At 69.5% G+C, this 26,470-nt stretch carries 27 protein-coding genes; 17 read left to right on the forward strand and 10 right to left on the reverse strand.

Translation table 11 applies throughout. The annotated features are described in order from the left end of the window. Window positions 1–11 precede the first annotated feature (11 nt). Complete coding sequence (locus K2W61_RS25435) at window positions 12–1,787, forward strand: IlvD/Edd family dehydratase (protein WP_236756796.1); 1,776 nt, start codon at window positions 12–14, stop codon at window positions 1,785–1,787. A 19-nt stretch (window positions 1,788–1,806) separates the two neighbouring features. After that, the gene (locus K2W61_RS25440) at window positions 1,807–2,490 is read left to right on the forward strand and encodes a GntR family transcriptional regulator (protein ID WP_175141138.1); all 684 of its coding nucleotides are present in this window, start codon (window positions 1,807–1,809) and stop codon (window positions 2,488–2,490) included. A gap of 73 nt (window positions 2,491–2,563) precedes the next feature. Here the strand turns inward: K2W61_RS25440 and K2W61_RS25445 are convergent, their stop codons facing one another. Beyond that, window positions 2,564–3,472, reverse strand: coding sequence for a LysR family transcriptional regulator (locus tag K2W61_RS25445; RefSeq protein ID WP_175141137.1), 909 nt, complete (start codon window positions 3,470–3,472; stop codon window positions 2,564–2,566). A 148-nt stretch (window positions 3,473–3,620) separates the two neighbouring features. Between K2W61_RS25445 and K2W61_RS25450 the strand changes: the two genes are divergently transcribed. After that, window positions 3,621–4,583, forward strand: coding sequence for a 3-hydroxyacyl-CoA dehydrogenase family protein (locus K2W61_RS25450; RefSeq protein ID WP_175141136.1), 963 nt, complete (start codon window positions 3,621–3,623; stop codon window positions 4,581–4,583). After that, window positions 4,580–5,434, forward strand: coding sequence for a beta-keto acid cleavage family enzyme (locus tag K2W61_RS25455; protein WP_175141135.1), 855 nt, complete (start codon window positions 4,580–4,582; stop codon window positions 5,432–5,434). Before K2W61_RS25450 ends, K2W61_RS25455 begins: the two co-directional genes overlap by 4 nt. A 57-nt stretch (window positions 5,435–5,491) precedes the next feature. Here the strand turns inward: K2W61_RS25455 and K2W61_RS25460 are convergent, their stop codons facing one another. The 7 genes from K2W61_RS25460 to K2W61_RS25490 form a co-directional block, all read right to left on the reverse strand. Next, window positions 5,492–8,683: a tetrathionate reductase subunit A gene (locus K2W61_RS25460; protein ID WP_236756797.1), complete on the reverse strand. Its 3,192-nt coding sequence runs from the start codon at window positions 8,681–8,683 to the stop codon at window positions 5,492–5,494. Between the two features lie 37 nt (window positions 8,684–8,720). After that, window positions 8,721–9,755, reverse strand: a complete 1,035-nt coding sequence (gene nrfD, locus K2W61_RS25465) for an NrfD/PsrC family molybdoenzyme membrane anchor subunit (RefSeq protein ID WP_236756798.1) — start codon at window positions 9,753–9,755, stop codon at window positions 8,721–8,723. A 13-nt stretch (window positions 9,756–9,768) separates the two neighbouring features. Further along, window positions 9,769–10,536 carry a sulfate reduction electron transfer complex DsrMKJOP subunit DsrO gene (gene dsrO, locus K2W61_RS25470; RefSeq protein ID WP_175131786.1) on the reverse strand — a complete coding sequence of 256 codons (768 nt, stop codon included), beginning with the start codon at window positions 10,534–10,536 and terminating at the stop codon, window positions 9,769–9,771. A gap of 102 nt (window positions 10,537–10,638) precedes the next feature. Further along, window positions 10,639–11,310, reverse strand: coding sequence for a molecular chaperone TorD (gene torD, locus K2W61_RS25475; protein WP_236756799.1), 672 nt, complete (start codon window positions 11,308–11,310; stop codon window positions 10,639–10,641). A 42-nt stretch (window positions 11,311–11,352) separates the two neighbouring features. Continuing rightward, entirely contained in the window at window positions 11,353–13,866 is a 2,514-nt protein-coding gene (gene torA / locus K2W61_RS25480; protein WP_175131784.1) for a trimethylamine-N-oxide reductase TorA, read from the reverse strand. Between the two features lie 7 nt (window positions 13,867–13,873). After that, a complete protein-coding gene (gene torC, locus K2W61_RS25485) occupies window positions 13,874–15,094 on the reverse strand; it encodes a pentaheme c-type cytochrome TorC (RefSeq protein ID WP_175141132.1) in 1,221 nt (406 codons plus the stop codon). 38 nt (window positions 15,095–15,132) lie between these two features. Continuing rightward, complete coding sequence (locus K2W61_RS25490) at window positions 15,133–15,297, reverse strand: hypothetical protein (protein WP_175131782.1); 165 nt, start codon at window positions 15,295–15,297, stop codon at window positions 15,133–15,135. 422 nt (window positions 15,298–15,719) lie between these two features. Between K2W61_RS25490 and ccmA the strand changes: the two genes are divergently transcribed. From ccmA to ccmI, 9 genes are read left to right on the forward strand one after another with little or no spacing between them, the layout of a single operon-like run. Continuing rightward, entirely contained in the window at window positions 15,720–16,346 is a 627-nt protein-coding gene (gene ccmA, locus K2W61_RS25495; protein WP_175141131.1) for a cytochrome c biogenesis heme-transporting ATPase CcmA, read from the forward strand. Further along, window positions 16,343–17,023: a heme exporter protein CcmB gene (gene ccmB / locus K2W61_RS25500; RefSeq protein ID WP_175131780.1), complete on the forward strand. Its 681-nt coding sequence runs from the start codon at window positions 16,343–16,345 to the stop codon at window positions 17,021–17,023. Before ccmA ends, ccmB begins: the two co-directional genes overlap by 4 nt. A gap of 2 nt (window positions 17,024–17,025) precedes the next feature. Beyond that, window positions 17,026–17,808 (forward strand): heme ABC transporter permease CcmC, encoded by a 783-nt coding sequence (ccmC, locus tag K2W61_RS25505; protein WP_452010482.1) that lies wholly within the window; start codon window positions 17,026–17,028, stop codon window positions 17,806–17,808. Further along, window positions 17,805–18,020 carry a heme exporter protein CcmD gene (gene ccmD / locus K2W61_RS25510; RefSeq protein ID WP_236756800.1) on the forward strand — a complete coding sequence of 72 codons (216 nt, stop codon included), beginning with the start codon at window positions 17,805–17,807 and terminating at the stop codon, window positions 18,018–18,020. Before ccmC ends, ccmD begins: the two co-directional genes overlap by 4 nt. Continuing rightward, a complete protein-coding gene (ccmE, locus tag K2W61_RS25515; RefSeq protein ID WP_175131778.1) occupies window positions 18,017–18,463 on the forward strand; it encodes a cytochrome c maturation protein CcmE in 447 nt (148 codons plus the stop codon). The genes ccmD and ccmE overlap by 4 nt, the downstream gene beginning before the upstream one ends. Then, entirely contained in the window at window positions 18,460–20,451 is a 1,992-nt protein-coding gene (locus tag K2W61_RS25520; RefSeq protein ID WP_236756801.1) for a heme lyase CcmF/NrfE family subunit, read from the forward strand. Before ccmE ends, K2W61_RS25520 begins: the two co-directional genes overlap by 4 nt. After that, on the forward strand, window positions 20,448–20,981 hold the full coding sequence (locus tag K2W61_RS25525; protein WP_175131776.1) for a DsbE family thiol:disulfide interchange protein: 534 nt from the start codon (window positions 20,448–20,450) through the stop codon (window positions 20,979–20,981). Before K2W61_RS25520 ends, K2W61_RS25525 begins: the two co-directional genes overlap by 4 nt. A 22-nt stretch (window positions 20,982–21,003) precedes the next feature. Further along, window positions 21,004–21,534 carry a cytochrome c-type biogenesis protein gene (locus K2W61_RS25530; RefSeq protein WP_236756802.1) on the forward strand — a complete coding sequence of 177 codons (531 nt, stop codon included), beginning with the start codon at window positions 21,004–21,006 and terminating at the stop codon, window positions 21,532–21,534. Further along, window positions 21,531–22,460, forward strand: coding sequence for a c-type cytochrome biogenesis protein CcmI (gene ccmI, locus K2W61_RS25535; protein WP_236756803.1), 930 nt, complete (start codon window positions 21,531–21,533; stop codon window positions 22,458–22,460). Before K2W61_RS25530 ends, ccmI begins: the two co-directional genes overlap by 4 nt. Before the next feature lie 24 nt (window positions 22,461–22,484). Here the strand turns inward: ccmI and K2W61_RS25540 are convergent, their stop codons facing one another. Continuing rightward, on the reverse strand, window positions 22,485–23,027 hold the full coding sequence (locus tag K2W61_RS25540; protein ID WP_272909350.1) for a DNA-deoxyinosine glycosylase: 543 nt from the start codon (window positions 23,025–23,027) through the stop codon (window positions 22,485–22,487). A 159-nt stretch (window positions 23,028–23,186) separates the two neighbouring features. On the opposite strand from K2W61_RS25540, the gene K2W61_RS25545 reads away from it, so the two are divergent. Next, the gene (locus K2W61_RS25545) at window positions 23,187–24,050 is read left to right on the forward strand and encodes a pirin family protein (RefSeq protein ID WP_175131773.1); all 864 of its coding nucleotides are present in this window, start codon (window positions 23,187–23,189) and stop codon (window positions 24,048–24,050) included. Between the two features lie 352 nt (window positions 24,051–24,402). Here the strand turns inward: K2W61_RS25545 and K2W61_RS25550 are convergent, their stop codons facing one another. Beyond that, entirely contained in the window at window positions 24,403–24,558 is a 156-nt protein-coding gene (locus tag K2W61_RS25550; protein ID WP_175131772.1) for a hypothetical protein, read from the reverse strand. A 277-nt stretch (window positions 24,559–24,835) separates the two neighbouring features. Between K2W61_RS25550 and K2W61_RS25555 the strand changes: the two genes are divergently transcribed. From K2W61_RS25555 to K2W61_RS25560, 3 genes are read left to right on the forward strand one after another with little or no spacing between them, the layout of a single operon-like run. Further along, entirely contained in the window at window positions 24,836–25,936 is a 1,101-nt protein-coding gene (locus K2W61_RS25555; protein ID WP_175131771.1) for an NAD(P)-dependent alcohol dehydrogenase, read from the forward strand. Window positions 25,937–25,952: 16 nt separating this feature from the next. Beyond that, complete coding sequence (locus K2W61_RS27920; RefSeq protein WP_175131770.1) at window positions 25,953–26,246, forward strand: cold-shock protein; 294 nt, start codon at window positions 25,953–25,955, stop codon at window positions 26,244–26,246. Then, window positions 26,213–26,437, forward strand: a complete 225-nt coding sequence (locus K2W61_RS25560) for a hypothetical protein (RefSeq protein WP_175131769.1) — start codon at window positions 26,213–26,215, stop codon at window positions 26,435–26,437. The genes K2W61_RS27920 and K2W61_RS25560 overlap by 34 nt, the downstream gene beginning before the upstream one ends. Window positions 26,438–26,470 lie beyond the last annotated feature (33 nt).

Genomic DNA, 26,470 nt, shown 5'->3' on the forward strand with positions numbered 1-26,470 from the left:
CGGGAAGAAAAATGACGGACGAGACCAAGGGCGGCCAGCCCGCCAAGGGCCCCTTCGACAGCGATGGCGCGCGCAGCACCGGCGTGGCGCGCGGGCTCACCAACTACGGCGACACCGGCTTTTCGCTGTTCCTGCGCAAGGCCTTCATCAAGGGCGCCGGCCTGTCCGACGACGCGCTGGCGCGCCCCATCATCGGCATCGTCAACACCGGCAGCAGCTACAACCCATGCCACGGCAACGCCCCGCAATTGATCGAGGCGGTCAAGCGCGGCGTCATGCTGGCCGGCGGCCTGCCGATGGACTTCCCCACCATCTCGGTGCACGAGAGCTTCTCGCAGCCCACCAGCATGTACCTGCGCAACCTCATGTCAATGGACACCGAGGAAATGATCCGCGCCCAGCCGATGGACGCGGTAGTGCTGATCGGCGGCTGCGACAAGACCGTGCCGGCGCAACTGATGGGCGCCTCGTCGGCCGGCGTGCCGGCGATCCAACTGGTGACTGGCTCGATGCTGACCGGCTCGCATCGCGGCGAACGGGTCGGCGCCTGCACCGACTGCCGCCGCTACTGGGGCCGTTACCGCGCCGAGGAAATCGACGCGGCCGAAATCGCCGACGTCAACAACCAGCTGGTGGCCAGCGTCGGCACCTGTTCGGTGATGGGCACCGCCAGCACCATGGCCTGCCTGACCGAAGCGATGGGCATGATGGTGTCGGGCGGCGCGTCCGCCCCAGCCGTCACCGCCGACCGCGTGCGCGTGGCCGAGCGCACCGGCGCCACCGCCGTCGCCATGGCCGCCTCGCGCCTGACGCCCGACCGCATCATCACCGGCAAGTCCATCGAGAACGCCCTGCGCGTGCTGCTGGCGATCGGCGGCTCGACCAACGGCATCGTGCACCTGACCGCCATCGCCGGCCGCCTGGGCATCAACATCGACCTGGCCGGCCTGGACCGCATGAGCCGCGAGACCCCGGTGCTGGTCGACCTGAAGCCCTCGGGCCAGCACTACATGGAAGACTTCCACCACGCCGGCGGCATGCTGGCCCTGCTGCGCGAGCTGCGTCCGCTGCTACACCTGGACGCGCTGACAGTGTCCGGCCGCACCCTGGGCGAGGAACTGGACGACGCCCCCGCGCCCTTCAAACAGGACGTGATCCGCGGCGTCGCCGCGCCCATCTACCCGGTGGGCGGCCTGGCCGTGCTGCGCGGCAACCTGGCGCCCGGCGGCGCCATCATCAAGCAGTCCGCCGCCAACCCCAAGCTGATGGAACACGAAGGCCGCGCGGTCGTGTTCGAGGACGCCGAGGACATGGCCCGCCGCATCGACGACGAGGCCCTGGACGTGACCGCCGACGACGTGCTGGTACTCAAGCGCATCGGTCCCACTGGCGCGCCCGGCATGCCCGAGGCCGGCTACATGCCGATCCCCAAGAAACTGGCGCGCGCCGGCGTCAAGGACATGGTGCGCATTTCCGATGGCCGCATGAGCGGCACGGCGGCCGGCACCATCGTGCTGCACGTCACGCCCGAGGCCGCGATTGGCGGGCCGCTCGCCTACGTGCAAAATGGCGACCGCATCCGCCTGTCGGTGGCGCGGCGCGAAATCGCGCTGCTGGTCGACGCTGCCGAGCTGGCGCGCCGCATGGCGGCTGCCCCGGTCGAGCGCCCGGCCGCCGAGCGCGGTTACCGCAAGCTGTTCCTGCAGACCGTGACCCAGGCCGACCAGGGCGTGGACTTCGACTTCCTGCGCGCCAGCGCCACGCGCGACACCGTGCCCAAGCAATGACCTTTACCGCCCGCCGCCCATGAACGCCATCACCCCCGCCGATCTCGAACCACAAGCGCCCGACGCCCAGGCGGCGGCGGTGGCCACGCTGGAGGAAGACATCGTCTTCGGCCGGCTGCATCCGCGCGAGCGGCTGACCGAGGACGAGCTGATGGCGCGCTTCGGCCTCAAGCGCCACGCGGTGCGCCAGGTCCTGGCGGAGCTGGAACTGCTGGGGGTGGTCGAGCGCAAGCGCAACATCGGCGCGGTGGTGCGGGCCTACTCGGCGCGCGAGGTCATGGAGTTATACGCGCTGCGCGACGTGCTGGAGGTGCATGCCGCCAGCCTGATGCCGCTGCCGGTGGCCCCGGCGCGGCTGGCGGCGCTGGTCGCGGTGCAACGCGAGCATGACGCCGCGGTGGCCGACGGCGACGCGCGCCGCGTGTTCCGCAGCAACCAGCGCTTTCACCGCGAACTGTTCGGCCTGCTTGACAACGCGGTGCTGGGCCAGGCCATCGAGGAATACGCGCGCCGCACCCATCCGATCCGCTTCGGCTCGCTGGCGGCCGCGCATTATCGCGAACGCGCCCGCCAGGAGCACTGGGCCATGATCCACGCGCTGCGCGACGGCAACCGCGCGGCGCTGATGACACTCTGCCGCGAGCACCTGCTGCCCTCGCGCGACGCCTACCTGGCGTCGGAGCAGGCACGCCGCGGCGCCTGAGCGCCGCCCGCGCGCAACCACCCAGGCCGGGCGGCGCGCCGTCCTTGCCAGGCCCCCTCGCCCGCCGGGACACTCACTGCGCCTGTCCGGCCAGGTATTGCCGCAGCGTCGCCACCAGCGCGGCGGCGGCCGGCGGCAGGCTGCGGTTGCGCGCCGTCACCAGCCCGATCGAGCGTTCGGCCACCGGGCCGGTCAGTGGCCGCTGCACGATGCCATGCTGCGCCACCGCCCCCGCCGCGATCTCGGGCAGCGCCGCCACCCCGAAGCCGCACTCCACCATCGCCACGATGGTGGTCAGGTGCTCGGCCTCGAAAGCCGGGGTGAAGCGGATGCGGTTCTGCAGGAAGGCCCACTCGGTGTACTGGCGCACGCTGCTCGGATGCACCATTGACACATGCGCGGCGCCGGCCGTGTCGGCCCAGCGCAACGGCCCCTTGGCACGCGCCAGCGCGTGGCCTTCGGGGATCAACAGCAAGAAGCTATCCGACATCAGCGGCTGGTAATGCAGATCGGCATGCTGCGGGTCGGCGGCGGTCAGGGCGAAATCCACGTCGCCCGCGCGCACCAGATCAAAGGCCGGCCCCGACAGCGTGTCGCGCACCTTCAGCGCCACCTGCGGATGCGCCTGGCGATAGGCCATCAGCACCCGCGGCAGCAGCCGCGCGGCCAGCGACGGCAGCGCCGCCACCGACACCTGCCCATGCTCGGCGCTGGCGATGCCGCTGACGGCGGCGATGGCGTCGCGGAACGCCACCTGCAGGGCCGCCGCCTGCTGCATGAAGACCTCGCCCGCCGCTGTCAGCCGCACCGTGCGGGTGGTGCGGTCGAACAGGCGCACGCCGAGCGCGTCCTCGATGCGCTGGATCTGTGTCGACAGGGCCGACTGCGACAGGTGCAGTTGCGCCGCCGCCTGGCGGAAATTGAGGGTGCGGCCCAGCACCAGGGTCGTGTCGATATCGCGCATCGAGAGATTGATCTGCATCGCGGCGAACGCCTCCTTGATTGATCTTGTTTGTCGATCATTCTATCCAAAAAATCTGATTCATCAATCAAACAAGCTTCTCTACACTCGGCGCCCAATACAGACACGGACGCAGATGCAACTGCGGTTTCAGGACAAGGAGCAAACCATGCAGACGGACGCGAAGGCCCTGCCCAATCCGGGCGCGGCGCATGCGGTGGTGGTGGGCGGCGGCACCATGGGCGCCGACGTGGCGGTGGTGCTGACGCGCGCCGCCTGCCGCACGACGGTGATTGAACCCGACGCGGCGCGCGCGGCCGCGCTGCCGGCGCGCGTGGCCGACAACCTCAAGACCATCGGCCGCGAGGCGCTGGTATCGCAACTGGCGACGGCGGCCAGCCTGGACCAGGTGGACTGGGCCAGCGTCGATCTGGTGATCGAGTGCGTGCCGGAGCGGCTGGACATCAAGCAGGCGCTATTCGCCGAGCTGGTGCGGCGCGCGCGCCCCGACGCCATCCTGGCGAGCAACAGCTCCAGCTTCCCGATCAGCGCCATCGGCCAGGGGCTGGCCACGCGCGAACGCATGCTGGGCCTGCACTTCTTCATGCCGGCGCACCTGGTGCCGCTGGTCGAGGTGGTGATGGCCGAGACCAGCGACGAGGCCCGCGCCGACGCGCTGATCGCCTTCATGCGCCGCTGCGGCAGCGTGCCGGTGAAGGTGCGCCAGGACCTGCCGGGCTTTCTCGCCAACCGCCTGCAGCACGCGCTGTCGCGCGAGGCGTTCAACCTGATCGACCGCGGCATCGCCTCGCCCGAGGACGTGGACGCGGCGGTGCGCTTCGGTTTCGGTTTCCGCTTCCTGGCGGCCGGCCCGGTGATGCAGCGTGACCACGCCGGCATCGACGTGCACGCGGCGGCGGGCGCGACCATGTACCCGACGTTCTGCAATGACGACCACCCGGCGCGCTGCCTGACCGAGCGCGCCGCCGACGGCCGCCACGGCATGAAGGCCGGCGAAGGTTTCTACGCCTGGACGCCGGAAACCATCGCCGCCGAGCGCGCCCGCTATGACCGGCTGCTGCGCGCGGGCCTGGACCTGATCGCGCCGGAACTGCCGGAGATCCAGCCATGAGCGCCGTCGACCAGCCCCGCCCCACCCTGGCCGAGTCGCCCGTCATCGTGACGGTGGCGCCCAACGGCGCCTACAAGAAGGCCGCCGATCACCCTGCCGTGCCGCTGACGCCCGAGGCCTTGGCGCGGGAAGCCCGCGCCTGCCTGGACGCGGGCGCGGCGATGATGCACATGCACGTGCGCAAGCCGGACGGCAGCCACCTGCTGGACGCGCAGGCCTACCGCGACGCGCTGGCGGCGGTGCACCGCGCGGTGGGCGACGAGCTGCTGGTGCAGGTGACCAGCGAGGCGGCGGGCGTCTACAAGGCGGCCGAACAGATGGCGCTGGTGCGCGAATTGCAGCCCGAGGCGGTGTCGATCGGGCTGCGCGAGATCGCGGTGCCGGAGATCCCGGAAAGCGAGCTGGCGGCGTTCCTGGCGTGGGTGGCGGAACGCCGCATCATGACGCAGATCATCCTGTATGACGAGGGCGATGTGCAGCGCTGGTTGTCGCTGCGCGCGCGCGGGCTGGTGCCGCCGGGCGCGTGGTCGGTGCTGTTCGTGCTTGGACGCTACAGCGCCGGCCAGACCTCATCGGCCTACGATCTGCTGCCGTTCCTGGCGGCCTACGATCACGCGCTGCCCTGGGCGGTGTGCGCGTTCGGCGCACAGGAGAATGCCTGCGTGACGACCGCCGCGGCGTTCGGCGGGCATATGCGGGTGGGGTTCGAGAACAACCTGAAGCTGCGCGACGGCGCGCTGGCCAGCGGCAACGCCGAACTGGTGCGGCAGGCGGTCGAAGGCGCGCGCGCGCTGGGACGGCCGCTGGCGGATGCCGCGCAGGCCCGCCGGATCTACGGGGCCATCGCCTGAAGCGCGGCGAGGCCGGCGCCGCCACGCGCCCGCCTCGCGCCATGTGCCGGCGCGGCCTCAGGCCCGCTCGATGCGCGCCGGCAAGCCCTGCCGCACCGCCGCGCCCGAAACCCAGTCGATCCAGACGTTGGCGTGCGCGCCGCGCGTCGCGTCGCCGAACCCCAGGTCGTTCAGGTTCACGCCCGCCGCCAGCGCCGGATCGTGCGGCATCGGCTTGCCATCCACCAAATGGGCGCGCGCGCCCAGCTCGGTGTGGCCATAGCCGTGCTCGATGCCGACCGCGCCCGGCTGGATGCCGTCGCGCAGCAGCGCCAGGCCGGTCACCGCCCCGCCCGGCGTGACGATGCGCACCGGGTCGCCATTGCGCAGCCCCAGCCGCTCGCCGTCCTGCCGGTTGATCGACACCGGATTGTGCGGATGCACCTGGCGCAGCCGGTCCACGCCGATCGACATCGAACTCATCAGATTGGACTTGAACGAACTCAGCAGGAACGGCCAGTCCGCGCGCGGATACTGTTCGCGCACGTCGCGGCCGTCGGCCAGCCGCGCCGGATACCAGGTGGGACAGCCGCTGTAGCGCTCGCCCGTCATGGCATGGCGGAATCCGGCCAGCTCCTCGCTCCACACCTGCAGCGGCTTGGCCCAGGCCTTGCGGGTCTGGCCGGCCTCGCTCCAGGCCTCGCGCACGCGGTCGAAGCGCCCGCCGCGGCTCATCACCATCGCCACGCGGCGCCATTCCTCGGGTTTGAGTTTGGCCTGCAGCAGATCGCGATAGCGCGCCACGCCGGTCAGCTCCAGGTCGTCATCGCTGGCCTCGGGCACCGGCCGCCCGGCGCCGAAAGCGATGTTGGCGATGCCGCGCAGGAAGAAATCCTCGGCCGTGTCCAGCGGATAGCGGTTGCCATCCTGGTCGGCGATGGCATCGGCGCCGAAGCCGGGCATGCCCAGCCGCTTGGCGCAGGCAATCAGGAACGACTCCAGGTTCACCGGCGCGCCGTCGGTGCTGCGCGCCACCCGCGGCGCGACCGCCGGCCAGCGCACTGTCGAGGCCTTGGCCACCACGTCGGCCCACGGCGCCGACACGCCCCAGCTTTCGTAGGTGACGGTGTCCGGCACGATGTAGTCGGCCAGCGCGTTGGTTTCGTTGATGAACGGGTTGATCGACACCGCCAGCGGCAGCAGCGTCGGATCCTTCAGCTTGTCCAGCAGCACGTTCTTCAGGCCGGCGATGCCATAGACCGGGTTGCTCATATGGTTGAACCAGACCTTGGCGCGGTACGGATAACCCGCCAGCGCCGAGGCCAGCATTTCGGAGCTCAGGCCGCCAGTGGCCGGATACCAGGGCGCGGCGGCCGGATAGACCGGCTGACCGGCGGCCTGCTTGCGCTTGAACTCGCTCGACTTCTCGTACGGGAAACGGTTGCGCGACAGGCCCACGCCCTTGGGCGTGGCGCGGTTGGCAAAGCCCGCGATGTTGTAGCGCGGCCCCGCGCCGTAGGGCGGGAACGGCCCGGCGTCCAGCACCAGGCCGCCCTCGACGTTCAGGTTGCCCACCAGGGTGTTGAGCATGGCGATGGCGTAGGCGGTGTAGAAGCCCGCCCCGCTCATGGTGCCGCCGTGCGCATCGGCCACGGCGCGCTTGCCGTGGCTGGTGAAGCGTTCGGCCAGGCCGGCGATCTTGGCGGCCGGCACGCCGCACAGCGCGGCGTATTCGTCCAGCGACTTGCGGTGCGCCTCGTCGCGCAGCAGCGTCAGCGCGCTGCGCACCCGCAGCGCGGCCGGCGCGTCCGCCAGGCCCGGCGCGGCCACCGTCTCGTCCACGAACAACGCGGCCGGCGCCGCGACCGTATGCGGCGCCAGCGAGCCGTCCGCCAACCGCACCACGTACACGTCTTCCCATTTCTCGCCAGCATCGGCGGGCCTGGCCCAGCCCAGATCGGCGCCGCGCAGGAAACTGCCCTGGCGCGGGTGACCGGGCTCGGCGATCACCAGGTGCGTGGCGTTGGTCCATGCCGCCTCGCCCGCCGCCTTCATGGCGGCCGGGCCGGGCTGCGCCAGCGCGCGCGCATCGAAGCGTTCGTTGTCGAGAATCCAGCGGATCAGGCCCATCGCCAGCGCCAGGTCGCTGGCCGGGTTGACCGGCACCCATTCGTTGCCCGAGCCGGCCGACAGGCTGGATGAGGCCGGCAGCACCGGCGACACCACCACATAGGTGAAGCCCTCCTCCCCCTCGGGCCGGGCGCGGGCCTCGGCCAGTTGGCGCGCCTGGCGCTGGAACGGATTGCCGGCCTGTGCTGGCGCCGCGCCGATGAACAGGCCGAAACGGGCATTGTCCCAATCCGGCTTGCCGTGCGGCATGCTCTTCAGATCGCCCAGCGCGGCGCCGGTCCCGACGCGGAAACTCTGCCCGCAATACGAGCCGTGGTTGCTGAAGTTGACGGTGCCGAACGACTGGCCGGCAAAGCGCTGGATCAGCGGCGTGCGGCCTTCGTTGGAGGCATCGGTGAACAGGAACTGGTTGACTTTGGCGCCGTACTCCGGGTTGGCCGGATCCAGCGGCGTGTCACGGTCGAAAATCGCCCGCAGTCCATCCACGTGGCCCTCGCCGAACAGGTCGCCGCCCTCGCACACCTCCTGCACCAGCTGTTCGAAGGAAATCGTCTGCCACTTGCCTTCCCCGCGGCCGCCGACGCGCTTGAGCGGCTGCAGCACGCGGTACGGGCTGTGCATCTGCTCCAGCATGGCCGAGCCGCGCGCACAGGAGGTGGCGCGCCCTTCCAGGCCGTTGTCGCCGCCCAGTTGCGCGTAGGTCTCGCGCACCGGCGCGTCCATCGCGGCCGGCCGGGTGGTGGCCAGCGGATGGTACGGGTTGCCGGCCACCCGCAGGATGCGGTTGGCCTCGGTATCGACGCGCAGGCGCACGCCGCATTGCGTCCAGCACCCCAGGCAGCTGGAGGGGCTGACGGTCTGGCCCGGCTGGGTCGACAGCAGGCCGCTGACCGGATCGATGCGGAATTCCGGCGTCAGCGAATTGCCGCGCACGGCGTGCGCGGTGGGCACGCCGGCGGTGCCTTGCGCCAGGCCCTTGACGGCCTTGGCGACGGTCTCGCCGTAGCCGGCCGCGAACGCGGCCAGGCCGCCGGCGACCACCCCGCCCCGCGCGATCAGTTTGCGGCGGGCGGCATTGTCAGGTTGGTCGGGTCCGTCCGCGTGGAGGTCGGGCGTGTCGTCTTTGTGTTGCTTGTCCATGGTCATCTCGATGCGAATGCGTGTCGGGCCGGCGGCATCAGGCCGCCAGGCCGCGGGTGCGGGCCGGGAACAGTTCCAGCGCGTAGGTCACGGCGGCGACCAGCGCGACGCACAGGCCCAAGACGCCGGTCATGCCGAGCAGGCCGTCGCTGCCCCAGGGCATGTCGTACAGGTACAGGCCGGCGCCGTACTTGGGCACGCCTTGCACGCTCATGAACACGACCCAGCGAAAGATCCAGGCAGCGGCCAGCATGGTCAGCGCCAACGTGGCCGACGGCAGCGGCGCCGCCAGGGTGCGCGGCGCGCGCTGCAGCAGCGCGATCATGCAGAACGCAGTGATCACGGCGCCGGCCAGGCTGGCGCGCCACACCGGGAACTCGCCGAACAGGCGCACCGCCGCGTCGAACGACGCATCCACGCCCAACAATCCCAACAGGATCCAGGCGCCCGCGCCGATGGCCAGCATCACCACCGCCGTCACGCTCAGGCGGCGCAACAGCGCGACCGGCAGCGCCTTCAGGCCGCCCGGCAGCCAGCGCGCCACCAGGAACATCGCCCCCAGCGCCCCCAGCCACGCGGTCAGCGCGAAATTCAGCGGCAGGAATGGCGTGTGCCACAGCGGCCGCGCCCGCAGCACCATCACTTCGGCGCCGGTATAGACCAGGATCGACACCGCCGACAGCGCCAACGCCAGCGCCAGCAGGCGCACCCACAACATGCGCCCCCACCACCAGGCGGCGCAGAACAGCACCGCCAGCCCGGTGAAGACCGGCAGCAGCAACGCCCCCAGCCACATCCACGACCAGGGCGTCAGGCGGGTGTAGAAGTGCCAGAAGCGGCCCGGCTGATGCAGGTCCGCCAACAGCGAGACCGGCGCGGCGATGGCGCACACCAGCAGCACGGTCACGGCCGCCGGCAACAGCTGGCGCGCCGGCGAACCGGCCTTGCCGAAGGCGGCGCCGGCCGCCGTCAACGCGGCGGTGGCGGCGATGCCGATAAGGAAGAAGTACTGCACCGCCCAGGGCAGCCAGGCGGCGTCGTAGACCGGGGTCAGCAATTCGGTGATCTGCATGAGGGTCCCCTGCTCAATGGCCACCGGCCAGGCGCACGCCGGCCTGGCCGTCGATCTGGTGCACGAAGGCGTCGGGCAGACCGATGTAATAGACGTGCGGGTCGGTCTTCATCTCGGGCTTGAGCACCTTGATGTCGGCGCGATGCTCGGCCATCAACCGCGAAATGGCGCTATCTGGGTCGTTCAGGTCGCCGATGACGCGGGCGCCGCCCACGCAGCTTTCGACACAGGCCGGCAGCAGGCCGGCTTCGAGCCGGTGTTCGCAGAAGGTGCACTTGTCGGCGGTCTGGGTGTCGTGGTTGATGAAGCGGGCGTCATAAGGGCAGGCCTGCACGCAATAGCCGCAGCCGACGCAGCGCTGGTTGTCGACCAGCACGATGCCGTCCTCGCGCTGGAAGGTGGCCTGCACCGGACAGACCGGCACGCAGGGCGGCTTGTCGCAGTGGTTGCACAGGCGCGGCAGCATCACCATGGCACAGGGGCCGCCGCTGTCGGGCTGAACCTCGTATTGCAGCACGGTGGTGCGGAACTGGCCGACCGGCGGCAGGTTTTCGAGCGAACAGCTGACCGTACAGGACTGGCAGCCGATGCATTTGCGCAGGTCGACCAGCATGCCGTAGCGCTTGCCGGGGATGCCGGGACGACGGGGGGGTTGCTGGTTGATGCCGGTGCCGGCTTCGGCACGGATGGGGATGATGGTGGCCGCGGCGCTCAGGCCGAGCAGGTTCTTCAGGAAACCGCGTTTGCCCGGGAGAGGGACTTCGGGTGGGGGATGAGGCACGGACTTCTCCACGAAATATGTCGCTACGCCATTAACTTATCGCTTTTGGTTATATAGAGAGTTGATACGTATCAATAGGGGACGGGTTTATTTCAGATTCTCTTAATCCCCCACCCCGAAAGAGCGCAGGTAGTCCCGATCCAGGTGAAGAAACGCGACCAGCAGCGCCGCGACCGCCGGATAGAAGCGGAACGTCAAGGTGTCCACGGCGTCCACCAGGCCGTGCCAATGCGCGACCCAGGGCATCAGCGTGGCGTCCAGATAGGCCGCCTGGTCCGCCGCGCAGGCGGCGACGTCATCGGTGCGGCCACACTCGCGGCTCCACCGCGCCAGCACCTCCAGGATGACGGCAAGGTGGTCTTCCGGCTCCTTGAACTGCGCGTCCAGCTGCAACTGGCTGGACACCAGGAACGCGCGCATCGCGCGCGCCGGCTCCCCGTACAGTTGCCCGCCCCCCTCCAGGTAGTGCGAGGCATACGGAATCGGCGCCACCCGCCCTTCCAGCAGGAACAGCGTGGCGAAGTCGGCCGCGTTTTCCAGCGGCGCGTCGGCATGCTCGCCCCATGCCTTGAACACCGCGGCCATCGCGTCGGCCTGCCGCCCCAGCCCGAGCGCCGTGAACACGGCCAGCACATGATCGGCGCCGCCGTCCCGGCACAATGCCAGGGCGGCGGGCTCCATTTCCCTGGCAAAGACGGTGGCGAACCATCCATACAGCTGCGACCGCATCTGGCAGGCCGCGCCCCAGTCCGGGTCGAATGATGCGCGCTTCAATGCATGCTCCTTGAAATCAAAAGGCCGGCGCCGGCCGCGGCCTCAAAGCCGGGCCAGCGTCTTGCCATCGATATTCACCTCGGTCGGGCCGCCGAACGCGGTCACGGGCGGCGCCACGCCCTTGTACGGTTCGATTTCCACCAGGCAGGTATTGGGGCTTGGCCCCTGCGCCAGCTCGGAGGTGCCGATATCCAGCGTCAGCGTGTTGGGATCGCCATAGGTGTCCAGCGCGCCGATCTCCGGCCCGGTGGGCCCGTACCAGGCCCCTTCCTGGATGCGCGCCACCCCCGGCGGGAAATTGGCCGAGAGGAACGCGCCGGCCAGCAACTGGCCGCGGTCGTTGAACACCCGCACCAGGTCGCCATGCCTGATACCGCGCCGGCGGGCGTCATCCGGGTTGAGGAAGACCGGCTCGCGCCCCTGGATGGTGTAGGTGGCGCGCCGCGTGGGCGATTCGCAGGTCTGCGAATGCAGCCGGGTATCCGGGTGTGCCGACTGCAGCCAGAGCGGGTATTTGTCCGAGTGCGGCCCGCTGTGCGAGCGCTCGGCCTTTTCCATCCAGACCGGATGCCCCTTGCAGTCGCGGTAGCCGAAGCCGGCGATCTTGCGGCTGTAGATCTCGATGAACCCGGACGGCGTGCCCAACGCATTGACCTCGGGGTCCGCGCGGAAATCGGCATGCCGCACCCAGGGCTTGCCCTCTGGGAACAGCACATAGCCCTGTTCCCAGAATTGCGCGAACGGCGGCATGTCGAAGCCCTTGCCGGCATTTTCCTTGCGGCACTCCTCATACAGCGATTCGACCCACTGCATCTCGCTCATGTTGCGCGTGTATTCCACGTCGCGGCCCATGCGCTTGCAGAAGTCCGTCCAGATATCGAAGTCCGAACGCGAGTGGTACAGCGGATCGACCAGCTTGTGCATGGCGATCACCCCGCGGTTCGAGTAGGAACCGTAGGCATCGATGTCGTTGCGCTCGTAGGGCGTGCAGGCCGGCAGCACGATATCGGCGAAGCGGCAGGTGGCGGTCCAGTTGTAGTCGATGGCCACCACCGTTTCCAGTTCCTGGTAGGCGCGCTTCATGCGGTTGCGGTCCTGCTGCCGGTGCCACTGGTTGCAGCCCGAGAAAATCGCCACTTTGTAGGGCGGCAGCTTGACCTTGTGGCCATTGAAGTTGATCTCCTTGCCCGGTTCCAGCAATGCGTCGATCACCCGCGACACCGGCACCACGGCGCTGTACCCCTGGTAATCGTCGTTCTCGTGTTGCGGCTTGCGGCCGGTATCCAGGTTCAGCGGAAACGCGCCCGGCATCGAAGCGCCCGAGGCCGACACGCCCACCGAGCTGTAGTGGTGCGAATAGCTGATGCCGCCGCCGGGCAGTCCGATCTGGCCCAGCATCGCGGCCAGGATCGCCCCCATCCAGTAGGGCTGCTCGCCATGCTGCTGGCGCTGGATGGCCCAACCGAACATCAGCTGCGTGCGATTGGCCGCCATCAGGCGGGCCAGCTCGCGGATGCGCTGCGCCGGCACGCCGCAGATCGACTCGGCCCATTCCGGGGTGCGCTCGATCCGGTCCTCGGTCTTGCCTTCGACGTAGGCGATGAATTCATCGAAGCCGACCGCGTAGGTCTCGAGGAAGCGGGCGTCGTACAGGTTCTCTTTCCACAAAGTGTGGGCCAGTCCCAGCATGAAGGCCACGTCGGTCAGCGGATTGACGTACTGGTGCTCGCAGTCCAGATAATTGCGCGTCTTGCTTTTCACCGGATCGACGCAGATCACCGTGATTTCGCGGTTCGCGACCTTCTGCCTGAGCTGCTCGAAGTAGGCATAGGCCTCGTGCGTTTCGGTGTTCCAGCCGACCTGCAGGTTCTTGATCGGATCGCTGGCCCAGAACACCAGCACCCGCGTCTCCTTGAGGATGATGTCCCAGGACGTGCCCTGCGAATACACCTCGGTGGAGCCCAGCACGTAGGGCAGGATGGTTTGGCCGGCCCCGGTGGAATAGTCGCCCGCCGTGCCGACGCTGTTGCCGTGCATGCCCATGGCGCGCAGCATGTGGTTGCCGCAGCTGTGCATCAGCCCCACCGACCGCCAGCCAACGTTGCCCACGTGCAGCGCCCAGGGGCCGTGGTCCCGCTGCACCCGCTCGAGTTCGTGGTAGACCAGGTCAAGCGCCTCGTCCCAGCCGACCCGGATGAAGCGGTTGTCGCCGCGCAGCGCCTTGCCGGCCGCGCCCCGCTTGCGGTACCAGTCGAGCCGCACCATCGGGTAGCGCACCCGCGAGGCGCTGTACAGCACATCCAGCGTGCCATCCAGGATCGGCGTCGGATGCCGGTCGAACTCGAAGGGTTTGATTTCCACCACGTGGCCGGCCACGACCCGGGCGCGGAATGCGCCCCAGTGCGCGCCGGAGAACCGCCAGCGGCCCGCGCCGGCGTCCTCCGGACCAAGCGTGGCGGCGCGCAGCACCCGGCCATTGCGCAGCAGCGGCGGCACCACCATGGAACCCAGCGAGGCGGCGACACCGCCCAGGAAACGACGACGAGAGTGCTTCATGTCTATATCAGTGGGCCGCGGCCACACTGTCCTTTGCAGCAAAATCGGAGGAATGCAGTTGCAGGTATTTCAGGACCAGCTTGGCGGTCGGGTCATCCATGTTGGTGAAGCCGACCATGCCGCCGAACAGCCCGGGCCATTGGTTGGCGTCGTGCGAGGCCTCGTTCGGCTGGCGGTGGCAGACGCTGCAGCTTTGCGAATAGCTCTTCCTGGCCACCGCCCAGATCGGCTCGACGTCATCGACCAGGCCGCCGCCGCGCAGCCACACCGTCGCGGCGATCTTCTGCCATTGCAGGCCGGTCACGTCGTCGACCCGGCTTTCGATCACATGGACCACGCCCTCGTCGCGCGACACCTCCTGGCTCAGCACCGCGCTGGTGATGTTCAGGCCGAACCGGCCGTACAGCACCCGGGCGTAACCCTTGTTCTTGCGCCAGAGCTGCAGTTCAACCTGCACCGCGTCCTTTTTCTTTTGCAGCACCTTCACGCCGGTGGCGATCTCGATGGCGCCGATCTCCCGGGCCAGGCCCTCGTCCGCGTAGATCGGCTGCGGCATGACGCTGTAGTAATCGCGGCCGGCATCGATGGCCGCGCCGCGGGCGTTGGCCGTGAGCGCCGCCAGCGCCGGGTTGCCCTGCGACTTGACCTCGGGCAGGCGGTGCGCGATGCCCTTGTGGCAATCGACGCAACTGGCATTGCGCTCGGCCGCCCCGTGCATGGTGGTCTGCGAGGTCACCCGCATCTTGTCGAAATCCATGCTGGCGTAATCATGGCAGTTGCGGCATTCCTTGGAGTTGTTGGCCTTGAAGCGGGCCCACTCGCGCGTGGCCAGCACGATGCGGTGTTCCTGGAACTTCTCGGGCGTGCCGATGGTGCCCATCAGGTGCCCCAGCACTTCGCGCGAGGCCTGCATCTTGCGCGCGACCTTGGAGGTGAAGTCATGCGGTACGTGACAGTCCGGACAATGGGCGCGCACGCCCGAGCGGTTTTTCCAGTGCACGCTCTGCTGCAATTCCGGCAGCACGGTGTCGCGCATCGAGTGGCACGAAATACAGAACGCCTCGGTATTGGTGGCGTTCATGCCGGTGTTGAACAGCGCCAGGAAGGTCACGCCGCCCAGGAACCCGCCGATGACCAGCACGCCCAGGCCGATGCGGGTGGCCGGACGCAGCAACAGCGCGCCCGTCCATTGGATGACGGACTTGACGATCTTGAAGGGATTTTTCATGTCGGTGGCTCAGGCTGCGCGTTTCTCGGAAGGAGACTTCATGCCGGCGGCCCCCAGAACAGGATCTGGCCGAACCAGACGATGAATCCATAAACGCAGATCATCACGAACGCCACGACGGGACACGCCACAAAGGCCAGCGACAGGAACTTCGCCCACTCGGCCCCACCACTACTACTGCTGTGCTTGGGTTTGCTTTTCACGGAAATACAACGAATTGGAGATGAATGACGCTTCGAACCGCGCCGCGGCGAGCCGCGAAGCCGCAGTCCCCGCGAGGGCCGCAGGCGGTTCGATGCCTGTTCATGATCGGCGCGCGGACCCGGTTCGCAGATTGATATCTATCAAACGCCGCCCCCCGCGCGCGCCTTGGCGTCGATTACTCAGACCGATCTGAAAACGTGGGCGCGCCGCGTTGTCCAAACCGCAGCAGGGATGCGGCCGGCGGCGCAGCAAGGACGCGGCGACGCGCGCGGAAAGGTTAATCAGTCCGACATAAATCAAAATGCGCCGCCGCCGCGCAACAGTCCGGTCCGGATTCATTACTATCGCCTCCGCTAGCGGCTTCGCGCCGCCCTTTATGCCGCGGGGATTGTTCTCATGAATATCTGGATGGGCACCGGCCATGCTTGAGGCGGAAGGGCTCACCTGTTCGAAAGGAACCCGTCTGCTGTTCGAAGACGTGTCGTTCCAACTGCGCGCCGGACAACTGCTGCGCGTGACCGCGCCCAACGGCCAGGGCAAGACCAGCCTGCTGCGTATCCTGTGCGGCCTGATGCGCCCCGACGCCGGCACGGTACGCTGGCGCGGGACCGACATCCACCGCCTGGGGCCGGCCTTTCGCCAGCACCTGCTCTACCTGGGCCATGCCGATGCCCTCGCCGATTCCCTGACTCCGCTCGAAAACCTGCGCTTCCTGTGCCAGGCCCAGGCCGATGCCGTCAGCACGGCGGCCTGTCGCGACGCGCTCTGCCAGATGAACCTGGCGGCGATGCTCGACCTGCCCGCGCGCGTGCTGTCGCGCGGACAGCGGCGCCGCGTGATGCTGGCGCGGCTGTCGCTGCGGCCGGCGCGGCCGTTGTGGATCCTGGACGAACCCTTCAACCTGCTCGACGCGGCCACCGTGGCAACGCTGACGCGGACGTTGGCAAGCCAGTGCGACAGCGGCGGCCGGGTCCTGCTGACCACGCACCAGGAAATTGCCTTCGACCGTCCGGTGCACACCCTCGATCTCGGTCCGGACACGCCATGACGTGGCGGACCAGCCCCTTCTTCGCCGTCCTGCGGCGCGATCTGCTGCTGCTCGGCCGCGGCCTGGCCGACGTCATCGTCTCGCTGCTTTTCTTCGTGCTGGTCGCCTGCCTGTTCCCGCTGGGCGTGGGCGCCGATGCGTCCTTGCTGCGCGCGCTCGGGCCGGGGGTGCTGTGGGTCGCCGCGCTGCTCGCCACCCTGCTGTCGCAGCACCGGCTGTTCGCGCAGGACCATGCCGACGGCACGCTCGAACAACTGCTGCTTTCGCCGGACGCCCCCACGCTCTGGGTGCTGGCCAAGATCACGGCGCATTGGATCGGAACGGGTCTGCCTTTGGTGGCCGTGGCGCCCATCATGGGCCTGCTGTTTGACCTGGGTCAGTGTTCGCGCCTGACCCTGTCGCTATCTTTCGCGCTGGGAACGCCGGTGCTGGCCCTGGTCGGCGCGATCGGCGCCGCGCTGGCTCTCGGGTTGCGCGGCGGCGGCGTGCTGCAAGCCTTGTTGCTGCTGCCCTGGTTCGTGCCGGTGCTGATCTTCGGCGCGGGCTCGGTGGCCTCCTGCGCCACGGGGCAGGCACCCACGACGCCGTTCCTGTTGCTGGGCGGCGCGCTGCTGGCGGCGCTGGCGCTGGCCCCGGCCGCCTGTGTCCTGGCGCTGCGCTTCGCCGTCGAAGAATGAAGATGACTCCCATGCCGCCCTCTGCCCCCGCCCGCCTGCTGCGGTTCGCCGCGCCGCAGGTCTTCTATCCGCTGGCGGGCCGGCTGGTGCCCTGGTGCGCCGGGCTCGCCATCGTGCTCGGCGCCTGCGCCTTGGCGATCGGCTTTTTCGTCGCGCCCACCGACGCCACCCAGGGCGAGGTCTACCGCATCATCTTCATCCACGTCGCCGCCGCCTGGATGTCGTTGTTCATCTATCTGCTGATGGCGTTCTGGTCCGCGCTCGGCCTGATCCTGCGCACCCGCCTGTCGTTCATCATGGCGCGTGCGCTGGCGCCCACCGGCGCGCTGTTCTGCTTTGTCGCGCTCTGGAGCGGCGCGCTGTGGGGCCGGCCGACCTGGGGCGCCTATTGGGTCTGGGACGCGCGGCTCACCTCGCAACTGATCCTGGGCTTCCTGTACCTGGGCTACCTGGCGCTGACCGCCCTGACCGTCGATCCCCATCGCGGCGACCGGGCCGGGGCGCTGGTGGCGTTGGTGGGCGCCATCAACGTGCCCGTCATCTACTTCTCGGTGACCTGGTGGAGCACGCTGCACCAGGGCGCCTCGGTCAGCCTGACCCGCGCCCCGTCCATGGCCACAACCATGCTGGCCGCCATGCTGCTGATGGCGCTGGCCGCCTGGGCCTATACCGCCGCGGTCGCGCTGGCACGCGCGCGCGTGCTGGTGCTGGAGCGGGAATGGCCGGCCGGGTGGGTGCGCGAGCTGGCGCACCGCGAGGCGGCGGCGCGCAAGGAGCCGGCATGATGCACTGGGAATCCTGGGCCGCGTTCTGGCAGATGGGCGGGCGCGCCGGCTTCGTCTGGGGCAGCTATGGCGCGCTGGCCCTGCTGGTGCTGGCCGAATGCGCGGCGCTGGCGCGGCGGCGGCGGCGCGCGCTGCGGCGGCTGGCCGCGCTCGATCGCGCCGGCCGCCCGGCGGACAAGCCGCGGCGGCAACGCGAAGGGCCGGCATCATGACACCCCGCCGCCGGCGCCTGCTGCTGCTGTTCAGCGCCTTCGCCCTGCTGTGCGCGGCGGCCGCCCTGATCCTGACGGCCATGCGCCAGAACCTGGTGTTCTTCCATACCCCCAGCGAAATCGCCCGCGGCGAGGCGCCGCGACAACGGTTGTTCCGCGTCGGCGGCATGGTGCTGGCCGGATCGCTGCAGCGCCAGGCCGACGGCCTGGGCGCGCGTTTCATCGTTACCGACACCGCCCACGAGGTGCCGGTGAGGTATCGCGGCGCCCTGCCCGACCTGTTCCGCGAAGGCGCGGGCGTGGTGGCCCAGGGCACGCTGGGCGCCGACGGCGTGTTCACTGCCACCAGCGTGCTCGCCCGCCACGACGAGAACTACACGCCGATCGAGGTCCGCGACGCCATCGAGCGCGCCCACGACGCCAGCAGGACGGTGCGGCCATGATCGCCGAAGTGGGCCACTTTTCCCTGATGCTCGGTTTCGCGCTGGCGCTGGTGCAGGCCATCGTGCCGCTGTATGGCGCCTGGCGCGGCCGCGCGGCGCTGATGGCGGTCGGGCGCGGCGCCGCGCGCGGCCAACTGCTGTTCGTGCTGCTGTCATACGCCTGCCTGCACCTGCTGTTCATCGTCAATGATTTCTCCGTGCGGCTGGTGGCGGACAACAGCCACAGCCGCACGCCGCTGATCTACCGGCTCACGGCGGTGTGGGGCAACCACGAGGGCTCCATGCTGCTGTGGATCGTCTCGCTGGCGCTGTGGACGGCGGCGGTGACGCGCTGGAGCCGCGGGCTGCCCGAGGCCTTCACGGCGCGGGTGCTGGGCGTGCTGGGCGCGGTCAGCGCGGGGTTCACCGCCTTCACGCTGCTGACCTCCAACCCCTTCGCGCGCCTGTTGCCCGCGGCGCGGGAAGGCCGCGACCTCAACCCGCTGTTGCAGGACCCCGGCATGATCATCCACCCGCCCCTGCTGTACCTGGGCTATGTGGGTTTCAGCATCGCCTTCGCCTTTGCCATCGCGGCCCTGATGACCGGACGCCTGGACGCCGCCTGGGCGCGCTGGTCCCGGCCCTGGACCGTGGCCGCCTGGATCCTGCTCACCGCCGGCATCGCGGTGGGGTCGAGCTGGGCCTATTACGAGCTGGGCTGGGGTGGCTGGTGGTTCTGGGACCCGGTCGAAAATGCCTCGTTCATGCCCTGGCTGCTGGGCACCGCGCTGATCCATTCGCTGGCCGTGACGGAAAAGCGCGGCGCCTTCCGTGGCTGGACCGTGCTGCTGGCGATCGGCACCTTCTCGCTGTCGCTGCTGGGCACGTTCCTGGTGCGGTCCGGGGTCGTCACCTCGGTGCATGCCTTTGCCACCGACCCGGCGCGCGGCCTGTTCATCCTGTGCCTGCTGGTGGCGGTGGCCGGCGCATCGCTGCTGCTGTATGCCTGGCGCGCCCCGCGACTGCAAGGCGGCGGCCGCTTCGAGCTGGTGTCGCGCGACGCCGCCCTGCTGGCCAACAACGCGCTGCTGTCGGTGGCCTGCGCGGCGGTGCTGCTCGGCACCCTGTACCCGTTGTTGATCGACGCGCTGGGCCTCGGCAAGCTATCGGTGGGTCCGCCCTACTTCGACACCACCTTCGTGCCGTTGATGACGCCGGTTCTCCTGCTTCTGGTGCCCGGCGCCCTGGCGCGCTGGAAGGCCGACACCTGGCAACGGCTGGCGCGTCGCTTGCGGCCGGCCGCGCTCGGCAGCGTGCTGCTGGGCCCGGGGCTGGGCTACGGGCTCGGGCACTTCACCTGGCGCACCTGCCTGGGCCTGACGCTGGCGGCCTGGATCGTGATGGGCGGCGCGCAACTGCTGGCCGAGCGCGTGCGCGGCGGCGGCCGTGCTGGCGTCGCCGCCCGGCTGCGCGGCATCCCCGCCGGCTGGTGGGGCATGTGGCTGGCCCACCTCGGACTGGGCGTGTTCATTGTCGGCGTCACCATGGTCAACAGCTTCCAGTCCAATCTGGACGCGCGCATGCTGCCCGGCCAGACGGCCCATCTGGCCGGCTACACCTTCACCTTTGACGGGGTCCGGCAGGTCGCCGGCCCCAACTGGATCGCCGCGCGCGCCACGCTCGATGTCGCCCGCGGCGGCGCGCATGTCGCCACGCTGCATCCCGAGACCCGCCGCTACGTGGCGCAAGCGATGCCCATGACGCAGTCGGCCATCGATGTGGGCCCCTTTCGCGACCTCTACACCGCGCTGGGCGAGGCCCTGCCCGACGGCAGCTGGATCGTGAACCTGTTCTACAAGCCGTTCATCAGCTGGATCTGGGCTGGCTGCGCGCTGATGATCCTGGGCGGCCTGGCCGCCGCCGGCGACCGCCGCTACCGCAAGCAGGCGTCAAGGCGCGGCGCCACGCCCCGGGACCCGGCGCGGCGGCCGGGAGGCGGGCCGCCATGAAGCTCCGCTTCCTCATCCCCTTGCTGCTGTTCCTCGGGCTGACGGCGATGCTCGCCGTCGGCCTGGGGCTGGACCCGCGCGAGCTGCCGTCGCCCCTGCTGCGCCAGCCCGCGCCGCCCTTCACGCTGGCGCGGCTGGACGCGCCCACGCGCCAGTTCGGGCTGGACGACATGCGCGGCCAGGTCTGGCTGCTCAATGTCTGGGCCAGCTGGTGCGTCGCCTGCCGCGCCGAACATCCCGTGCTGCTGCGCGCCGCCCGCGAGGGCCGGATCGCCATCGTCGGGCTGGACTACAAGGACGAAGACAACGCCGCCCGGGCGTGGCTGGCGGCCCTGGGCGATCCCTACACGGCCACGGTCGTCGACCCCGGCGGCAGGCTCGGCATCGACTATGGCGTCTACGGCGTACCCGAGACCTTTCTCATCGACGCCCGGGGCGTCATCCGCTACAAGCACGTCGGGCCGGTCACGCAGGACGTGCTCGACAACATCCTGATGCCCCGGGCGCGGGAGGCGCTGAATGAACCTTGATGTCCGCCCCGGGCTCCGCCCCATGACGCGACGCGCCGCCTTTGCCGCTGGCGGTCACGCGGCCTGCCGCGGCATTGCGCTGGCGCTGGCCGTGACGGTCCGGGCGGTGGCCGGCGAGGCCCCCCCCGCCGCGCCCGACCCCGCCCTGGAAGCGCACGTCCAGGCCTTCACCCGCGAACTGCGCTGCCTCGTGTGCCAGAACGAATCCCTGGCGGACTCGCGCGCGCCATTGGCGCGCGACCTGCGCGACGAAGTACGCCGCCTGTTCCGGTCGGGCCGGAACGACGCCCAGGTGCGCGAGTTCCTGGTGTCGCGCTATGGCGACTATGTGCTCTACCGGCCCCCGCTGAAGGCCCGCACCGCGCTGCTCTGGATCGGGCCCGGCGTGCTGCTCGCCGGCGCCATGGGCGGCCTGCTGTGGCGCCTGCGACGCCATGCCCGCACGCCGGAGCCGCCCCTGCCGGCCCGGGAAGCGGCCAAGGCCCGGGGCCTGCTGGCCGAACCCGCGCAAGATGCCGAGCCGGTCCTGCCCCCAACGGAGCGCGCGCCGTGACCCTGTTCTGGCTCCTCGCGGCCGGCATGGTTGCCGTCGCCCTGCTGTTCGTGCTGCCGCCGCTGCTGGCGCCGCAAGCGGCCGACCACCACGACCGCCCGCCTCAAGCGCAGGCGGCGCTGGCGGTATTGCGCGAACAACTGGCGCAATTGCAGGCCGACCATGCCAGCGCGCGCATCGCCCCCGGCCACTTTGCCCAGGCGCGCGACGAGATCGAGCGGCGCGCGCTGCGCGAAGGACACGCCACGCCGGACAGTCCCGATACCCGGCCCGCGCCGCGCTGGGCCCTGGCCGTGGCGTTGGGGCTGGGCGCGATCAGTATCGGCCTGTACGCCGCGCTCGGCACGCCGGCGGCCCTGGTTCCGGCGCATGCCGGCCCGGACGCGGCGATGCCCGCCCGCGCCGGCGGCGATCCCATGGCCGAACGGCTGGCCGGTTTGATCCAACACCTGCAGGCCCACCCCGACGACGCCGCGGGCTGGGTGACGTTGGCCCATACCTACGCAACGCTGGGCGAGTTCGCCGGCGGCGCGGCAACCTGGGCTCGCATCGGCGACCGCGCGCCGCAAGACCCCGATGTGCTGGCCGAATGGGCCGACCTCCTGGCCACGGCGGCGGACGGGGATTTCTCCGGCGAGCCCGACCGCCTGATCGGCCAGCTGCTGGCGCTCGCCCCCGACGACGTCAAAGGCCTGGCCCTGGCCGGCACCAGCGCGTTTTTCCGGGGCGACTTCCGCCGGGCCATTGACTGCTGGGAGCGCTTGCTGCCCCTGGTCGACCCGCAGGGCCCCGTCCACGACCAGGTCCAGGCCAGCCTGGCGCAGGCGCGCCAGGCGGCCGATCGTCCCGCGCCCGACGGCGAAGGCGCCGTGTTCCCGCCAAATCCTCCAACCGATGGCGCAGCGAGTCGCGGCCGGCAGGACTGACCGGCCGCCCCGCGTGGCGCCGGATCAGGCAGGCACCGTCAACGCCGCGCGCCAGGCGGCCAGCTTCTGCTCGAATGACACTGCCGCGTGGGCCGGGCTGGTGGACGGCAGATCGACATATTGCAACGGCCGCTCCGGCAGGCGCGGCAACACGTGGCGGCGGTAGAGGCTGGCCGCCTTGGCGCCGTTGAAGCAGACCCGCAGCAGGCGCGGATGCGCCGCCAGGAACGCCGCGAAGTCATTGGGCACCAGGGTATCGACGCGGATGTCCGCATCCAGGCTGCCCGGCCGTTCGCAAGCCTGCAACACGTCCCAGAGCGCGATGCCGGCGGATCGCAGCGCTTGCAGGCGCCGCGCGTATTCGGCGGCGGGGTCGAACCCGAGCACCCGGGCCGCGATGGGCCAGAAGGCGTTGCGCGGGTGCGCGTAATAGCGCGCCTGCCGCAACGAGGCGACGCCGGGCATGGAGCCCAGCACCAGGATACGGGCGTTGGCGGCGGCGATCGGGGCGAAACCCTGGACGTGGGGAGATCGGTCGGCCACGGCGGTGTCGGCTGGTCGTTGCATGGCGCAAGAATACCCGGGTTCGCCGGCCCGGCGCCGTCAGTGTTCTATCCCTGGAACGGTACTTATCACTGGCAGGGGCTACCGCAACCGCCGTTCCGCCCTTATCTTGACAGGTATGACGAACGGCCCCGCAGGGGCCGCGCAACAGGAATGACGATCATGAAGAAGATCCTGGGTGTGCACGCCAGTCCTCGTCCCCACTGGGTGGGCGACGGCTTTCCGGTGCGCTCGATGTTCTCGTACAACGACAAGGGCAGGAGCGTCAGCCCGTTCCTGCTGCTGGACTACGCCGGCCCGGCGCAATTCGCGCCGGCCACGCAGCCGCGCGGCGTCGGCCAGCATCCGCACCGCGGCTTCGAGACCGTGACCATCGTCTACAGCGGCGAGGTCGAGCACCGCGACTCCACCGGCAACGGCGGCGTCATCGGGCCCGGCGACGTCCAGTGGATGACGGCCGCTTCGGGCATCCTGCATGAGGAATTCCACTCCCCCGCGTTCACCCGCCAGGGCGGCGAGCTGGAGATGGTGCAGCTGTGGGTCAACCTGCCGGCCAAGGACAAGAAGGCGCCGGCCGGCTACCAGAGCCTGCTGAATGCGGACATCCCGGTGGTGTCGCTGCCGGACGGCGCCGGCTCGCTGCGCGTCATCGCCGGCCGCTACGGCGGCCAGGCCGGCCCGGCGCGCACCTTCACGCCGATCGACGTATGGGACGTGCGGCTGTCAGCCGGCAAGCGCGCGACCTTCGCGATTCCCGCGGGCCGCAATAGCATGCTGGTGATGCTGCGCGGCACGGTGCTGGTCAACGGCGATGCGGTGGCGCGCGACGCGCAGTTGGCGCTGTTCTCGCAGGACGGCGAGGAAATCACGGTCGAAGCGAACAACGACGCCGTGTTCCTGGTGCTGAGCGGCGAGCCGATCGACGAGCCGGTGGTGGGGTATGGGCCATTTGTGATGAACTCGCAGGCGGAGATCGTCGAGGCGATCCAGGACTTCAATGCCGGCAAGTATGGGCAGATGCACTGAAAGGCAGGACCGGCGTTAACGCGCCGGTCCTGCGCCGGTCCTGGAACGAAGCCGCGTTTCCTGTTGGGGCAACGCGGCTTTTTTGCATTGATCGGCGACGAGGCGCGCGGGTGGCCTTACGACCCAAAGCGATGCAGTCTCCCCGATAGCAACGCGGTCTCCGCTACGTTGCGTTCAGCTCCTTTTCCTTCTTCTCTTTCTTCTCCTTTTTCTCTCCATCGTAATGGGACTTGATGGCGAGAAACATGCCCGTGCCCGCGAAGGAACGGCTGGCGACCGCGCGTGGCGCCGTCCGTCGTGCGCCCGGCAACGCGGCCGCCGTCGTGCGGGTCCAGCCCCCGCCCCGCTCGTCTCAGCGCGCCCCCTTGTGGTCTTTCTGGCCGGCGTTCTTGTGCCGCCCCATCACCTCGGCCTGCTCGGCCTTGCCTTTCTTTTGCGTTTCCTCGACCTTCTGATCGGGGACGGCCTTGTCCCGCCGGGGCGCCGGGCCCTTGGATGAATGTTCCATCTGAATCTCCGGAAAGAATGTGCGCGGACGCGGCGGCACGATATCCGCGCCGGCAACCGACGCCGCGCCCTTTCATCGTGCATCGCCACGGCCATTGCGGCTTGACCAAGGTCAAGTTGCGCGCCCGATCGCCTGCCCGGGCCAGCGCCGTTCGCCTGCTCCGCCCCCATGCGAACTGGCGGTCGCCCGCCGGCGCGCAAGGCATTTCTTGACATGGATCAAACGGCTATCCGCCAGCCGCGTTAAACAGGACATTGGACTAGCCAGAGAGACCACTATGACCACCACGATGAAGGCGACCGTGTTTGTCGCGCCGGGCAAGCTCGAAATACGTGAAAAGCCCATTCCCGAAGTCGGCCCGAACGACGCCTTGATGCGGATCACCACCACCACCATCTGCGGCACCGACATCCACATCCTCAAGGGCGAGTACCCGGTGGAATCCGGCCTGACCATCGGCCACGAACCGGTAGGCGTGATCGAAAAACTCGGCAGCGCCGTACGCGGCTATGCCGAAGGGCAACGCGTCATCGCCGGAGCCATTTGCCCCAATTTCAATTCCTATGCCGCCCAGGATGGCGCGCCATCGCAGGACGGCAGCTATCTGGGCAGCACCGGTCTTTGCGGCTGCGACGACCACAAGGCGACCGCGGGCTGGCGGTTTGGCAACAAGATCGATGGCGCGCAGGCGGAATATCTGCTGGTGCCCGATGCGCAAGCCAACCTGGCGCCGATTCCGGACGGGCTGTCCGACGAGCAGGTGCTGATGTGTCCGGACATCATGTCCACGGGCTTCAAGGGCGCCGAAAACGCCAACATCCGCATCGGCGATACGGTGGTCGTTTTCGCCCAGGGTCCGATCGGCCTGTGCGCCACGGCCGGCGCGCGCCTGCTGGGCGCCACCACCATCATCGGCGTGGATGCCAATGCCCACCGCCTGGAAATGGCCAGCCATTGGGGCGCGGATATCCTGCTCAACCCCAACGACTGCGACGTGGTGGCGGAGATCATGCGCCTGACGCGCGGCCGCGGCGTCGATGCCGCCATTGAGGCGCTGGGCCGGCAGAGCACCTTCGAATCGGCGTTGCGCGTGCTCAAGCCGGGCGGCACGCTGTCGAGCCTGGGGGTGTATTCGACCGACCTGACGATCCCGCTGGCGGCGTTCGCGGCCGGGCTGGGGGATCACCGCATCAACACGGCGCTTTGCCCCGGCGGCAAGGAACGCATGCGCCGGCTGATGAATGTGCTCGAATCGGGGCGCCTGGACCTGACGCCGATGGTTACCCATCGCTTCAGCCTGGACCAGATCGTCCAGGCCTACGAGCTGTTCGCCAACCAGCGTGACAACGTGCTCAAAGTGGCGATCCGGCCATCCTGAGCATCGCCCCTGAAAAATGGAAACAGGCAAGATCAAGTGGTACAGCCCCACCAAAGGGGTGGGCGCCATCGCGCCCGATGTCGGCGGACAAGACGTCTTTCTTCACAGCAGTCACACCGCCGACATCCCGCCCTGGGCGCTCAAGCGCCTTGAGCGCGTCGCCTACGAACGCCGCGACGCGCGGACGGGGCCGTTCGCCGTCAAGGTCCGCGTCCTCGACCCGCTTTCCCGCCCTCCCCGACAGCGCGCGACACACGCCCCCCCGGAGCCAGATTCATGCAACCACACCAGCCGCGCCCCATCGCCGTGATCGCCGTCGCCCCGGATGGGCGGACCTACCGGATCGAACAGCGCAAGCAGGTCCGTCCCGACGACGACGCTCCCGGCACTTTCTTCTATTGCTGCCTGCCGGACGGGCAAGTGGTGGACCATATCGCGTATGGCACGTATCAACTGCCGGACGGCACCATTCTCAGGACTCGCCGCTCCCGCATGCCATGACGGGGTTCGCTGCGGAGACATGACGGGCGCCAG

This window comes from Achromobacter pulmonis (assembly GCF_021733725.1).
Lineage (GTDB): Bacteria > Pseudomonadota > Gammaproteobacteria > Burkholderiales > Burkholderiaceae_B > Achromobacter > Achromobacter pulmonis.

What these genes read in the sequence shown, in the direction of transcription:
- K2W61_RS25530 (WP_236756802.1), top strand. Translation starts at nt 21,004, where the DNA reads ATGACGCGACGCGCCGCCTTTGCCGCTGGCGGTCACGCGGCCTGCCGC.
- K2W61_RS25445 (WP_175141137.1), bottom strand. Translation starts at nt 3,472, where the DNA reads ATGCAGATCAATCTCTCGATGCGCGATATCGACACGACCCTGGTGCTG.
- ccmC (WP_452010482.1), top strand. Translation starts at nt 17,026, where the DNA reads ATGACTCCCATGCCGCCCTCTGCCCCCGCCCGCCTGCTGCGGTTCGCC.
- ccmA (WP_175141131.1), top strand. Translation starts at nt 15,720, where the DNA reads ATGCTTGAGGCGGAAGGGCTCACCTGTTCGAAAGGAACCCGTCTGCTG.
- nrfD (WP_236756798.1), bottom strand. Translation starts at nt 9,755, where the DNA reads ATGCAGATCACCGAATTGCTGACCCCGGTCTACGACGCCGCCTGGCTG.
- ccmE (WP_175131778.1), top strand. Translation starts at nt 18,017, where the DNA reads ATGACACCCCGCCGCCGGCGCCTGCTGCTGCTGTTCAGCGCCTTCGCC.
- torC (WP_175141132.1), bottom strand. Translation starts at nt 15,094, where the DNA reads ATGAAAAATCCCTTCAAGATCGTCAAGTCCGTCATCCAATGGACGGGC.
- ccmB (WP_175131780.1), top strand. Translation starts at nt 16,343, where the DNA reads ATGACGTGGCGGACCAGCCCCTTCTTCGCCGTCCTGCGGCGCGATCTG.
- ccmD (WP_236756800.1), top strand. Translation starts at nt 17,805, where the DNA reads ATGATGCACTGGGAATCCTGGGCCGCGTTCTGGCAGATGGGCGGGCGC.
- K2W61_RS27920 (WP_175131770.1), top strand. Translation starts at nt 25,953, where the DNA reads ATGGAAACAGGCAAGATCAAGTGGTACAGCCCCACCAAAGGGGTGGGC.
- K2W61_RS25460 (WP_236756797.1), bottom strand. Translation starts at nt 8,683, where the DNA reads ATGGACAAGCAACACAAAGACGACACGCCCGACCTCCACGCGGACGGA.
- K2W61_RS25450 (WP_175141136.1), top strand. Translation starts at nt 3,621, where the DNA reads ATGCAGACGGACGCGAAGGCCCTGCCCAATCCGGGCGCGGCGCATGCG.
- K2W61_RS25525 (WP_175131776.1), top strand. Translation starts at nt 20,448, where the DNA reads ATGAAGCTCCGCTTCCTCATCCCCTTGCTGCTGTTCCTCGGGCTGACG.
- K2W61_RS25520 (WP_236756801.1), top strand. Translation starts at nt 18,460, where the DNA reads ATGATCGCCGAAGTGGGCCACTTTTCCCTGATGCTCGGTTTCGCGCTG.
- K2W61_RS25540 (WP_272909350.1), bottom strand. Translation starts at nt 23,027, where the DNA reads ATGCAACGACCAGCCGACACCGCCGTGGCCGACCGATCTCCCCACGTC.
- K2W61_RS25560 (WP_175131769.1), top strand. Translation starts at nt 26,213, where the DNA reads ATGCAACCACACCAGCCGCGCCCCATCGCCGTGATCGCCGTCGCCCCG.
- K2W61_RS25440 (WP_175141138.1), top strand. Translation starts at nt 1,807, where the DNA reads ATGAACGCCATCACCCCCGCCGATCTCGAACCACAAGCGCCCGACGCC.
- K2W61_RS25545 (WP_175131773.1), top strand. Translation starts at nt 23,187, where the DNA reads ATGAAGAAGATCCTGGGTGTGCACGCCAGTCCTCGTCCCCACTGGGTG.
- K2W61_RS25455 (WP_175141135.1), top strand. Translation starts at nt 4,580, where the DNA reads ATGAGCGCCGTCGACCAGCCCCGCCCCACCCTGGCCGAGTCGCCCGTC.
- torA (WP_175131784.1), bottom strand. Translation starts at nt 13,866, where the DNA reads ATGAAGCACTCTCGTCGTCGTTTCCTGGGCGGTGTCGCCGCCTCGCTG.
- K2W61_RS25555 (WP_175131771.1), top strand. Translation starts at nt 24,836, where the DNA reads ATGACCACCACGATGAAGGCGACCGTGTTTGTCGCGCCGGGCAAGCTC.
- K2W61_RS25435 (WP_236756796.1), top strand. Translation starts at nt 12, where the DNA reads ATGACGGACGAGACCAAGGGCGGCCAGCCCGCCAAGGGCCCCTTCGAC.
- K2W61_RS25550 (WP_175131772.1), bottom strand. Translation starts at nt 24,558, where the DNA reads ATGGAACATTCATCCAAGGGCCCGGCGCCCCGGCGGGACAAGGCCGTC.